Raw genomic sequence first — 12,799 nt, forward strand, 5'->3', positions numbered from 1 at the left:
TCATAATTTAGGTTAATAATTGGTTAGTTAGTAAAAATCCTGAAGCTCCCCGTTTCAGGATTTTTCATTTTCCGCGCACAACTTGATAAACCTATATTAAGGAGCAAGACGAGCTCGCCTAGCAGCATAAAAATCGATCTGTTCGATTACGAACATGAATTTGTTCATTATCGAACGAGGTCAAAAAACACGAACCAACAAAAGTATCTCAAAATAAGATAATTACAAAAATGGTCATCTCCTTGTTTACATCTTGGCACAAGGAAATTATAAAACAAAGTAGTATGATCAACACAGTCTTTTTCCCATTTCGCAAAAAGTGTTTCACCGACATTTCTTCGGTATTCACCGAGTTTTTCAGGAGCCCCGTCTAATTGATATTCAACAAGATAGATCTTCCAGCTAATTTTGAATAGACAAAACAGAGGCCGAGATAGAAAAGAACGATTTGTTGATAAAACAAATGAATAACAATACTAAAAATTTAACTATGAAAACCACAATCACATCCATCGTAACCGCATTCATCTTGATGATATCATTTCAGTCTTTTGCGGTGGAAAAAACAAATCCACTTCGCAATGTGGAATCCGCAAAAATTATTACCACCTATCTAGAAGCCACGACTTTAGGTAGCATTGAATTGAATAAGTACCTCTTTGCTGATGATTTTGAATACCGAAATACGGTCAATAATCTTCGATTCAACAAAAGAGAGTATACAAGCTTCTTGAAAGCGCATAAAGGGATTAAGTTCAATTGCGAGACAACCTATGAAATTTTAGATCAGAGTGGTCAAGCTTGTGTAGCGAAAGCAATAATGAAATTTGAACACTTCACTCGTGTAGATTACATTACCTTGAACCAAAACGAAGATGGCTGGAAGGTAAGCAAGGTGGTAACAACTTATCCTTAAGAATTATTAAAGTTTGTTTCAATTATAGGACATGTCGTGAGACATTTCGTTGTTTAGTTTAGTTATAAGCCTGCTCCCGCAGGCTTATTTATTTGTATTTCTCGCCGCTGCTGCCGTCCTTACCAAGGAATACGGGTCAGCGACTAATCATGTTACCATGGATCGTCCTGAAACTGTATTAAACTTGATCATAGCGTTCTGTTTAGACAGATAAAACAGGCCATGAAGATTAACCAACGGAGACTTCATACTAAAAGTTTATAATCTATAATTTAGGAGATATTTTTTATAAAAACCTGATTCTAAAACGGATTCACGACCGTATCACTTGTTAAAAATCAATATCAGTCTTACTTTTTGGCATCCTACTTGTAACGTAATAAAAAAATAATCCATAAGCACGTCTTAGTTGTACACAGACCGTATCGATATTATTCCATTATGTCAGAAAAAACACCTTTTATTCAAGCAGTAAACCGTCGAGAATTTGAAGAGGCGGTTTCCTTGTTACAGAGCGGACAAGGGATCCCCGCATCTATGCATTCGCAAAATTTACCTTTCTTCTTTCATCAAATTATGAGAGATAAAGGTTATTCACTAATCAGAGCGCTTGTGGAACATGGAGATATTCCCAATGATATATACGAATTTGAGAATTTTCGAGAAAGCATATATTATCCCATATTTAAATCAATTAATCCCGATACGGATTTACTCGATCTGCTCCAATTCTTATTAACACATGCAGAAAACTTACAAGACGAGGTAGATGAATACACCCTATTATCTTATGCTTTTGAAGTGGAAGCTCCGTTACCGATAGTTAAAGCACTTATAGATGCCGGTTTACGTACCGATATTCGAAATAACGCAGAAGAAACATTACTCCACACTGTAATCAAATATTGCCGGGCCCCTGCGGAGAAGTTAGTTGATTATGTAAAGTTGCTTTTGGCCGAAGGATTAGATATACAAGACCGAAATATTGTCAAAAAAACGGCTTTGCATATGGCGATAGAAAGCAATAAAAAACAGCTATTGGATCTACTACTTGAACAAGGGTCAAGTCCAAACGATCAGGATGCTGAAGGGAATTCGGCTTTCTTCTACGCCATTGTTCACAAACTAGACCTCGATATTTACAACAAACTATCTGCATTTGAGTCTATAGATTTCGATCAACGCAATAAAGAAGGAAAAAGCGTACTTCATGAACATCTTCGCATGTTACACGGATCCTATGAGACGAATCCTTTGTTACTTACCAAACTCCTTGAAGATGGAGCGGATTTGAATGCGACAAGCTTACATTATCATGTACCCAAATCTGGCTGGGATTGGGTTGCAGAGAAAAACCCTATCGTCCTTGATTTAGCATTAAGGCTAACTATGCCCGATATTAATCAAACGGATGATCAAGGAAATACACTTTTACATAAAGTTTGTGCTGTCAATTGCAATTATGACCAACAGGTAGCAAAAGATATCTATAAAAAGGTCAAAATGTTATTGGAGGCGGGCGCGGACAGCCAATTGACCAATAATAAAGAACAAACGGCACTGATGCTAGCCTCCGCAGACAATCTAAAAACAAAAACCGTTGAACTCTTAATCTTACATTCACAAAAGGAGAAATAAACGATGTCCATGTCATTTATTATAGCCTGCGAAAGCGGCAAACGAAAAATAGCAGAACTGCTACTTAATAACAAAGAAGTTGATGTAAAATACACTGATGAGAAAGGTCGTACTGCTTTGCATTATGCTGCACACCGAGGCTACATTGATCTCGTAAAATCTTTAGTGGGAGCTGGCGCTGACTTAGATTACGAAGATCACCAAGGAGAAACGCCTCTCTACTTTGCTTTTTTGCAAAAACAAAAACAAACAGCAATTTATTTGATAGAACAAGGGGCTCGTGTAGAGATCAACGACTTCGGGGGAAATAGCCTACTCCATATTGCCGCACAGAATGGACAGATCGAGCTTGCTGAACTTGTCATTCAAAAGGGAATCCCGGTAGACGCAGAGAATAATGAAGCGCGAACACCTCTACTCGTAGCTTCAAACTATCGTTACATAGAGCTTGTGAAACTTCTTATCCGCAACGGAGCAAATATAAATGCAGCGGACAAACAAGGGAACTCATCGATCCTTATTGCAACTCAACATAAAAGTCTCCCCATTATGAAGCAACTTATCGAGGAAGGTGTTGACATCAACCACGTGAATCATCATGGCGAAAATGCTTTATTATTCGCTTGTCATCAGGCTAACAAAACTGCAATTACGGTCCTTATTGAAGCTGGAGCAGACATTTTTGCAACTTCTAATGACGGGCTCTCTCCTCTTTGGTATGCGTGTGGACATAATCAAAAAGAAATTGTGAACCTCTTTATCGATAGAGGGCTAGACCCGAACTACAGTAGACCTATAACAGGAAACGATCAAGTATTATATGGCTATCTTGACTGGATAGAAACGGCGAACAATAGTACACTCAATGCTGAATTTAGTTTAAAAACTACGCAGATTCAAGGAGGCGAGAGTCTTCTCCATCTCGCCGTAAAAAACGGACACTTCAGTATGGTTAAACTTCTACTAGAGCGTGGCGCTTCTGTGGATATACAAGATGAATCTGGCAATACAGCCTTGCATTATGCTGCTGTAAATGGAAAAAAAGATATTACGCGCTATCTATTGGAACAGGGAGCTGACCCTCATTTGGTTAATCGCAAGGAGCAGAAAGCAATCGATTATGCAAATATCAAGGGTTATAATGAAATAACGGAATTGCTACTGAAATATGGTTCAAGTATTGGAAATACTACTGTCGCAAATGCAAAGAACACAGCCCCCTCTTCATCGAATAGCATTTCTGATAAAAAAAAGCAGCTAATGGAGCTCAAAGAATTGCTAGACGCTGGCATTCTAACACAAACAGAGTTTGACACAGAGAAAAGTAAAATACTTAACGGTTAGCGGATTAATCGATAAACAGAGACACTTCTCTGTTTATCGATTAAAAAAGAGAAGTGTCGTATATTAATGCAACAAATTGAACTCACAAAACGTTTTGTTCCCCTAGTACCCGTACGACTTTCATAAACCGCTTCTTGTAACTACCTTCCAACATCGTCTCTGTTACAGCCTGTGCTTTACCGGAGCTTGCGTGAATAAAGCATAACTTATTGTCATTAGAAAGAACAATGCCCACATGTCCAATTGATCTTCTGGCAGGATTCGTTCCTGTGAACAGAATAATATCACCTGCCTTGGCGTCCGACAATGGAATAGTCTTACCCACTTGCCCGATCGCTGATGAACTCCTTGGTATAGTAATGTCAATTTGCTTAAATACATAATATACAAATCCAGAGCAGTCAAAACCATGCGACGGACTTGCCGCACCATATTTATAACCTATTCCTAATAATTTTTTCGCAATTGAAACAACGGCTTTAGGCTTATTCTCATCATCAGGAGACTGCAGAGTTACTCCATCTTTATCTTGTATTCTACAAATACGAACTGATTTTGCAAAATAATCCGCACGGATACACAAAAAGAACGTAGAAAGAAGAATCGTCAGGTAAATTCTTTTCCAACCAGTAATTATTCCCATAAACACAAAGGTAAACAAAATATCGCAATCTGCTATTTTATAACATGTTAACCATATATCAACCACGGTTATATAAGGCAGAAGAACATCTCATGCAATCAGGAATGGTCAGATTCAGAAATGTGTATTAAATAAAAAAGCTTCAATTTTAGTTGAAGCTTTAATAATGTAGCGGGGAGCAGGATCGAACTGCCGACCTCAGGGTTATGAATCCTGCGCTCTAACCATCTGAGCTACCCCGCCGTTTTCGTGATGCAAATATAGCAAATAGTCATGATATGCCAAGGAAAAATTTATTTTCACAATATTTTCTTCAACAGAAATATACAACATTCTCATTATAAATAAAATAAAATCATTTTCCTAGAATCAATAAAATTAATTTTACATTCTATTTTGATTACAAAAATAAAATTGTATTATTACAAACATCAACAATGGAGATTTTGTGTTAGCCAAAACAAACTATATGGAACAAAAAATTGAAATTCATTTAGAATATATCATTAATTCGTCGCCTCGAATTTTATTCCCCTATATACAGGAACCCAATGCCTTGTCCCAATGGTTTGCAGATGACGTAAATTACAGGGATGGTATTTATGAATTTGTATGGGATGATGAGGTAAACCGTGCCAAGCTTATTTCTAGTAAAGAAAACAAATCTGTCCGTTTTAAGTGGATAGAGGATGACCCTTATTACTTTGAAATTGAAATCATACAAGACGAGTTGACCAATGATGTCGCTCTATCTATTACAGACTTTGTAAAATCAGACAATCTGGAAGACAGAAAGAAGATCTGGGATAACTCAATAGGCTATCTGCAAAGTGTAATTGGTGCATAAAAAATCATCACCATACCTCTACAAAATACTCGAGTGTATCTGCATACCGTTTGCTTAAAAAACAGAAGCTTACGAAAAAAAGCATATCTTTGTTATGGAATTTCGTAAGGAAATTTGGTGCTGATATGAAAAAGATACACTTATTAATTTTACAGGCATTTATAAGACCATTTTTGGTCTGTTTTTGCATTGTAATGTTTGTTCTTTTAATGCTTTTTTTGTTCAAATATATTGATGACCTGATCGGAAAAGGATTTGAATGGTATGTATTAATGGAACTAATTGGCTACCAATGTGCTGTTCAGTTATCGATGGCGCTCCCATTAGCCATGTTACTATCCTCGATCATGACTTTTGGTAATCTCGGTGAGAGCTATGAACTCGTAGCTATCAAAGCCGCTGGTTATTCCTTAAGGAAGGCCATGACACCTTTAATTTTTCTAGTTGCTCTCTTTGCGGGAGGTTCTTTTATATTTTCTGACTACATCCTACCCGTAGTGAACCTAAAAATGGGTTCTTTATTGTGGGATGTTCGAAACAAAAAAGCAGATTTCCTTATCAAACCTGGTATCTTCAATGCTACAATTCCTGGCTATTCCATCCGCGCCAAAAGCAAAAGTGAAAACGGCACAATCTTATATGATTTAATGATTTATGATCATAACAAGGCGGGTAACGCAGCGAACAACGTACTATTAGCGAAAGAAGGCTTCATGCAGAATTCCGCAGATAATAACTACATGATCCTTCGGCTTAAGGATGGGGTCCGCTATGAAGAACAACGATCTAGAAATGCCAAACGATACGATCCACGTCAACAATTCACACGCTTTCGCTTCAAAGAAACCGAGCAAAAATTTGATATGGAAGCATTTCAGATGAAACGTACGGATGAAAGTCTATTTAAGACACACCATTCAATGTTGAATCTAAAACAATTAAAACTCTATACCGACTCAAATAAAATTCAAATAGATAGCGTCTCTAGACTTATTTTTTCGGAAACTAAAAATTACATCACTTATCTTTCGCCATATTATCACGAAGCAACCGTAAAACCGGTTTCGGTAAAGAAGTTTGACAATTTTTTGGAGGGATATGTAACGCCTGAGCAACGAAGGAGCATTATTAGCAATGCCTTAGGACAGGTACAACAGCTAAACAACATCTTTGACATGAAGGAACCTGAATACAAGGCCTATACAGATAAAGACATTCGCTACCATATTGAGTTTCATCGTAAATTCACCTTGGCGGTGTCTTGTCTCTTACTCTTTGCTATTGGAGCTCCTCTTGGTGCCATAATCCGAAAAGGTGGATTAGGCTTACCTGTGGTTGTTGCCATCATTTTCTTCTTAATTTACCATATCATTTCGACGATGGCAGAAAAAGCAGCCAAGGATGGCAGTCTTGATCCAATTCTAGGTATGTGGATGGCAATTTTTGTACTTACTCCACTTGCTGTGTTCTTAACCTACAAATCGACAACAGACTCTTCTCTGTTCGATATCGATCAGTATAAGTTAAAAGTACAGATGCTGTGGAAATGGGTTACGAGCAGATTCGATAAAAAGTTGCAACATTAGTAGATCGCTTTTTGACAAGTGAATTATACAAAAGCGATGAAAGAAATCTACCTTTGCAAAGAAAGACTAACACAACATGGATATAAAATTAAATACGATCGAAGAAGCTATTGAAGATATCAAAGCTGGAAAGGTCATTATTATAGTGGATGATGAGGATCGTGAGAACGAAGGAGATTTTGTGACCGCAGCCCGCAATGCAACTCCTGATGTGATCAACTTTATGGCTACACATGGACGCGGACTTGTATGTGCACCTCTTACACAGGAACGCTGCAACGAGCTTAACCTAAATTTAATGGTTGGAGAGAATACAGCAGTGTACGAAACCAATTTTACTGTATCTGTCGATCTTCAAGGATACGGATGTACTACCGGAATATCTGCATCCGATCGTTCAAAAACAATAAAAGCCTTAATAGATCCGAATATACATCCAGAAGAATTAGGCCGTCCAGGACATATATTCCCTCTTATTGCAAAAGATGGTGGGGTATTGCGCCGGACAGGACATACAGAAGCTTCTGTAGACATCGCACGTCTTGCTGGATTTGAGCCTGCTGGCGTTCTCGTTGAAATACTAAAGGAAGATGGTGAAATGGCTCGCCTCCCTGACCTTATGGAGGTTGCTAAACGTTTTGATTTGAAAATAATCAGTATAAAAGATCTTATTGAATACCGCCTGAAAAACGATTCCTTAATTCAGGAGGAAGAAACGGTAAACATGCCGACACAATGGGGAGAATTTAAACTGAAGGCTTTCACTCAAAAAAATACAGGAGAGCAACATCTGGCCTTATACAAGGGCGAATGGGAGGAAAATGAATCGATCTTAGTACGTGTGCACAGTTCTTGTATCACCGGTGATATTTTTGGATCTTGCCGATGCGATTGTGGACCACAGCTTCATAAATCGATGGAGATAATTCAAAATGAAGGAAAAGGGATTATCGTATACATGAACCAAGAAGGGCGCGGAATAGGACTAATTAACAAATTACACGCCTATAAACTTCAGGAACAGGGGGTAGATACCGTGGATGCAAATTTACAATTGGGCTTTAAAGCTGATTTGCGGGATTACGGTGTGGGAGCTCAAATTCTTCGTCATATGGGCGTTACAAAAATGCGACTATTATCTAACAATCCAACAAAACGTGCTGGCCTCGTCGGGTATGGGTTAGAAGTTGTAGAAAATGTCCCAATAGAGATCGAACCTAACCCCTATAATGAGGGTTATCTTAAAACAAAAAGAGACCGAATGGGACACTCGATTCTGAAAGACAGCTAATGTGGTGCGTTAACGAATAGCGAGCTCGCATTATTCGCCTAATTATTCTTACATAAATAAAGCCGTTGCCAAGAAAATCCTTTTTTAAAGATTTTTTCTTGGCAATTTCTTTATAAACATGACTCGTCTTTCCTCAATCCTTCATTATTAAATAAAAGGATTAGCTTAAACATCGACATAACAACAAAAAGGATTATAGAAAATAGCATTCATCAAAACAGTTCATCTTACCAAACGTTAGAAATTAAAAAGGAATTTTATGAACAGCACCCTATTTATAGAAAAAGCATATATTGACGGAAAGTTCGTCCACAGTGAAAAAACGTTTCCTGTTATTAACCCTGCAACATTGCTCCCTTTAGGCCATGTTCCTGATCTCACTGTGAAAGATTGTCAAACAGCCATTAATGCTGCTGAAAATGCATGGAAACAATGGCAAAAAACAACCATAGGAGAACGAACAACACTTGTCCGAAAAATTTTCGAACTGATTAATGAATACAAAACGGAACTCGCGGAAATCATGACTAAAGAATGTGGAAAGCCGCTGACCGAATCTCTGGTAGAAGTTGACTATGCCAATTCGTATATGGAATGGTATGCCGAAGAAGGTAAACGCACCTATGGTGAAACCATACCTGCTTTAAAGGAAGGTACACGTCTTCTTACGATCAAACAAGGCGTAGGTGTGGTAGCCGCTATTACCCCTTGGAATTTTCCATTAGCTATGATTACCCGAAAAATTGCACCTGCGCTCGTTGCAGGTTGTACCGTCATTCTTAAACCAGCATCGCAAACGCCGTTCTCAGCTATTGCCTTAGCTCGATTGACAGAAATCGCAGGTCTTCCCAAAGGAGTATTAAATATTATAACATCAACAGACAGCAACGGAATTGGCAACGAACTAGCATCCAACCCTGCAATACGTAAGATCTCTTTTACAGGTTCCACAAAAGTCGGCAGTATTTTAATGCAGCAAGCAGCTGGTACGATTAAAAGAGTTTCTATGGAATTGGGCGGAAATGCACCGTTTATCGTATTTGACGATGCCGATATTGATGAAGCTGTTAAAGGAGCCATCGCAGGAAAATTTAGGAATGCGGGACAAACTTGCGTAGCGGTCAACAGATTCTACGTTCAACGCAGCATCTATCAGGAGTTCGCCCAAAAGCTGAGTGCAGAGGTTTCAAAACTCCGTGTCGGCAATGGGATGGAGAATAACATACAGGTAGGTCCACTGATCAACGTAAAAGGCTTGGACAAAGTAAAACAACATGTGGCAGATGCCGTGGAGAAAGGAGCAAAGATAGCTTTCGGAGGGAATCCCATAAAAGACCTATTTTTTGAGCCTACAATATTAACAGACGTTTCTCATGATGCACTCATCGCGAAAGAGGAAACCTTCGGTCCCGTATGCGCGTTATTTCCATTCGAAACAGAAGAAGAAGCGATTCGCCTAGCGAACGACACACCGTTCGGTTTAGCAGCTTACTTTTATTCTACGAACATATACCGTTGTCAGCGTGTATCCGAACAAATTGAGTCGGGAATGGTAGGAATAAACACAGGCATGGTTTCGAATGCATCAGCGCCTTTTGGAGGAGTTAAACAATCAGGTCTAGGCCGCGAGGGATCGAGCCATGGTTTATCAGAATATTTAGAGGTAAAATACCTTTGTTTTGGCACCTAAAACGTTGATTTTTAATCAACGTTTTTTACCAAAGATGATAGCGTATTCCAAACATCACATAATTTGGATCTACCTCTTCCCAATCCAAATTATATTTTACTTTATAACCTGCATAAAGCGATAAATTTACAGAGGGGAAATAATAGCTTAGCCCCACCTGACCATTAGCTACCGTATGATTTTCCTTTTGCTCAGGCACAATTTTCTCCCCGGCGATTTCATTATATCTATAAAAATCCTGACCAATTCCTCCCCCTAAAAACACATTAAAATTCGTTTTCTCTCTATCTAAAAAAGAGAACAAATAATCAGCCCCAACTGAAACGTAACCGTTTCGTCCAAAAACCTGCGCTTGGGCAGATGAAAATCTACCAAAGTCATACTTTCCTTGAATTCCGAAAGCACCATTATATGTCGGAGATTCGAGTTGGACATCGCCGTAAAATCCAAATGCCCAAGCATGTTGCTCCTGCGATTTGGCTACAAGAGTAAATAGAATTGAAATGAAGAGTAAACTGATATTTTTCATACGTAAATTAATATTTATTAAGTGTTACATTTATTTCATTGGAATAAATGAGCTCGTTTCACTCGGTTTGTTTTTTAAAGGTCATATGGAATGTCTAGCGTATTTTCATTCGTGTTTGTATTCTACTTTCGTGAGCCATTCATCCACAGTAGCTTTTTTTTTTTAGTCTATATGTTCTCCTTTTGATTTGCGATATCTTTTATACAATTTAATTAGAATCATCAATAGGACTGCTAAGCTCAATAATCCCAAAACCCCAAAAATCCAATCAACCGCCGATCTAAAAATAACAAGAAATACAATAGCAAAGAGAATAATAGTGGACACCTCATTCCAAAGACGTAATTGCGATGACGTCCAAGAACAACGCCCTGTTGCCAAAAGCTTCATAATATGTTGACTTTTGAAATGATAAAAAATTAAGCCGATAACGAAGCCCAACTTCACATGCATCCAACTTTGGCTGAGTAATCCAGGGGAAAGATACAACATGGTCATGGCAGAAGCAATGGTAATATACATGGCCGGAGTAGCAATAACCCACCATAGGCGACGCTCCATCAAACTAAATTGTTTATGCAAAATCTCGTACTCTAGCGCTGTTTTTTCCTTCGCCTCTGTATGGTAAATAAACAAGCGAGGCATATAGAATAGACCTGCCATCCAACAAACCATAAAAATAATATGCAATGATTTTGCGTATAGGTACAACATGTCAAAAAGGATAAAATGAGGGGCTAATCGCCCCCAACATTCTTTTAATATCTATATTCTTTCACCGTATCGATCGCATATTTAACGTTATCGAAAGGAATATCCGGCATAATACCATGCCCTAAATTAAATATAAAACCATCTTCCCCACGCATACGTTCAAATAATTGGTGAATTTTTTCTTTGATCACTCTTTTCTCCGCGTAAAGTACAAATGGATCTAAATTCCCTTGTACTGCGATACCTTGAGGCAAGGACTGTTTAATATTTTTAAGATCGGCATTCCAATCGACAGAAATAACGTCTGGATTGGCTTCCGCCATCATTGGTGCGAATACAGACGAACCCTTACAAAACGAAATAACAGGAACAGAACGTTTTATATTTGCTAGAATATATTTATTGTAATAATGTGAAAAATCCCGATAGTCATTCCATGACAGCGCTAGTGCCCAACTATCAAACAATTGCACAGCATTTACACCAGCATCAATCTGCATATTCAGGTATTGAATAGTGACATCTGCAATTTTCTGAAGAATTTGATGTGCCAGTTTAGGTTCATTATTCAACAGCAATTTCGTCAATTTAAAATCTTTGGATGAAGCTCCTTCGACCAAGTAGCTTAATATCGTGAACGGTGCTCCCGCAAATCCAATTAAAGGTATGCTTCCGTTTAGACGCTGTTGTATAACACGGATTGCATCCGCCACATATTCCAACTTGTCCAGACAATTCACCTCTAATCTATCGGCATCGGCTTGCGTACGAACTGGATTACTAAAACGAGGACCAACACCCTGTTCGAACGATAAATCGCCTCCCATTGCTTCCGCCGTTACCAGAATATCAGAAAATAGAATAGCGGCATCAATACCCAACAAATCAACAGGTAGCATGGTGACATCTGCTGCAATTTCAGGCGTTTTACACATCTCTAAAAAACTATACTTGTTTTTTATTTCCCAATACTCGGGCATAAAACGTCCTGCTTGACGCATCATCCATACCGGAGGTCTTTCTGTAGCCTGCGATAAAGCAGCTTTTATGAATAAATCGTTCTTTAAAATTTGGTTCACTTAGATATTTTTATTTAGTTCTACTTCTATTTTCTCAACAATCCTCAACTGTCTTTCTGTCAATTTTAACTTTTTCGCCAATTCCAAATAAGCGGATACTCGATCATAGTTCTTTTTCCGCAAGCTTATATTCGCCAGATTGATAAACACGAATCCTTTTTCTGCATCCCGTTTCCAAGGTAAACGAGAAGCCAATTGAAAATGATATTCGGCTTCGTCAACCTCATCTCTCTTCAATAAAATATTCCCCATCATAAACTCATAATAGTTACGACGCCCTTTACGCAAATTATCCGGATTTTTTATTTCAGCCAATAAACGCTCGGTTTTCTCATAATCTTGCTTATGAAAAGCTTGGGTCGCTAAAAAGACCGTACCTTCCCGAAAATGCCCCCAAATGAGATAACCTATACCGCCTAAGATATAAATTGCAAAATTGTAATGCTGTGCATAAACTGCATAAAGAAGAAATGCCACCGCAATTGCGATGACAATCATTCTAGATTGTGTATTCATTGCGTG

The 12,799-nt window shown here is 38.3% G+C and carries 12 protein-coding genes and 1 tRNA gene; 7 read left to right on the forward strand and 6 right to left on the reverse strand.

Translation table 11 applies throughout. From position 1 onward, the window contains the following. The first annotated feature begins 490 nt into the window (after window positions 1-490). The 3 genes from ACSZOX_RS19425 to ACSZOX_RS19435 all read left to right on the forward strand — a co-directional run bounded on the left by ACSZOX_RS19425 (window position 491) and on the right by ACSZOX_RS19435 (window position 3,898). On the forward strand, window positions 491-916 hold the full coding sequence (locus ACSZOX_RS19425) for a nuclear transport factor 2 family protein (RefSeq protein WP_437921852.1): 426 nt from the start codon (window positions 491-493) through the stop codon (window positions 914-916). 441 nt (window positions 917-1,357) lie between these two features. Continuing rightward, window positions 1,358-2,554 (forward strand): ankyrin repeat domain-containing protein, encoded by a 1,197-nt coding sequence (locus ACSZOX_RS19430; RefSeq protein ID WP_437921853.1) that lies wholly within the window; start codon window positions 1,358-1,360, stop codon window positions 2,552-2,554. Between the two features lie 9 nt (window positions 2,555-2,563). Continuing rightward, on the forward strand, window positions 2,564-3,898 hold the full coding sequence (locus ACSZOX_RS19435) for an ankyrin repeat domain-containing protein (RefSeq protein WP_437921854.1): 1,335 nt from the start codon (window positions 2,564-2,566) through the stop codon (window positions 3,896-3,898). An 82-nt stretch (window positions 3,899-3,980) separates the two neighbouring features. Here ACSZOX_RS19435 and ACSZOX_RS19440 read toward each other — a convergent pair whose 3' ends face one another. Continuing rightward, complete coding sequence (locus tag ACSZOX_RS19440; protein WP_437921855.1) at window positions 3,981-4,541, reverse strand: C40 family peptidase; 561 nt, start codon at window positions 4,539-4,541, stop codon at window positions 3,981-3,983. Window positions 4,542-4,710: 169 nt separating this feature from the next. Next, window positions 4,711-4,784 (reverse strand) — tRNA-Met (locus tag ACSZOX_RS19445). A gap of 226 nt (window positions 4,785-5,010) precedes the next feature. On the opposite strand from ACSZOX_RS19445, the gene ACSZOX_RS19450 reads away from it, so the two are divergent. The 4 genes from ACSZOX_RS19450 (at window position 5,011) to ACSZOX_RS19465 (ending at window position 9,955) form a co-directional block, all read left to right on the forward strand. Beyond that, window positions 5,011-5,388, forward strand: coding sequence for an START-like domain-containing protein (locus ACSZOX_RS19450; protein ID WP_437921856.1), 378 nt, complete (start codon window positions 5,011-5,013; stop codon window positions 5,386-5,388). A 125-nt stretch (window positions 5,389-5,513) separates the two neighbouring features. Beyond that, complete coding sequence (locus ACSZOX_RS19455; protein ID WP_437921857.1) at window positions 5,514-6,974, forward strand: LptF/LptG family permease; 1,461 nt, start codon at window positions 5,514-5,516, stop codon at window positions 6,972-6,974. A gap of 76 nt (window positions 6,975-7,050) precedes the next feature. Continuing rightward, entirely contained in the window at window positions 7,051-8,265 is a 1,215-nt protein-coding gene (locus ACSZOX_RS19460; RefSeq protein ID WP_437921858.1) for a bifunctional 3,4-dihydroxy-2-butanone-4-phosphate synthase/GTP cyclohydrolase II, read from the forward strand. A gap of 259 nt (window positions 8,266-8,524) precedes the next feature. Further along, window positions 8,525-9,955, forward strand: a complete 1,431-nt coding sequence (locus ACSZOX_RS19465) for an NAD-dependent succinate-semialdehyde dehydrogenase (protein ID WP_437921859.1) — start codon at window positions 8,525-8,527, stop codon at window positions 9,953-9,955. A 25-nt stretch (window positions 9,956-9,980) separates the two neighbouring features. On the opposite strand, the gene ACSZOX_RS19470 is transcribed toward ACSZOX_RS19465, so the two are convergent. From ACSZOX_RS19470 to ACSZOX_RS19485, 4 genes are all read right to left on the reverse strand, one after another. Next, entirely contained in the window at window positions 9,981-10,484 is a 504-nt protein-coding gene (locus ACSZOX_RS19470; protein WP_437921860.1) for a hypothetical protein, read from the reverse strand. Window positions 10,485-10,646: 162 nt separating this feature from the next. Further along, window positions 10,647-11,198: a CopD family protein gene (locus tag ACSZOX_RS19475; protein ID WP_437921861.1), complete on the reverse strand. Its 552-nt coding sequence runs from the start codon at window positions 11,196-11,198 to the stop codon at window positions 10,647-10,649. A gap of 44 nt (window positions 11,199-11,242) precedes the next feature. After that, the gene (hemE, locus tag ACSZOX_RS19480) at window positions 11,243-12,277 is read right to left on the reverse strand and encodes a uroporphyrinogen decarboxylase (RefSeq protein ID WP_437921862.1); all 1,035 of its coding nucleotides are present in this window, start codon (window positions 12,275-12,277) and stop codon (window positions 11,243-11,245) included. Beyond that, a complete protein-coding gene (locus tag ACSZOX_RS19485; RefSeq protein WP_437921863.1) occupies window positions 12,278-12,793 on the reverse strand; it encodes a hypothetical protein in 516 nt (171 codons plus the stop codon). It lies immediately after the preceding gene. Window positions 12,794-12,799 lie beyond the last annotated feature (6 nt).

It is taken from the genome of Sphingobacterium sp. LRF_L2 (assembly GCF_965644235.1).
Lineage (GTDB): Bacteria > Bacteroidota > Bacteroidia > Sphingobacteriales > Sphingobacteriaceae > Sphingobacterium.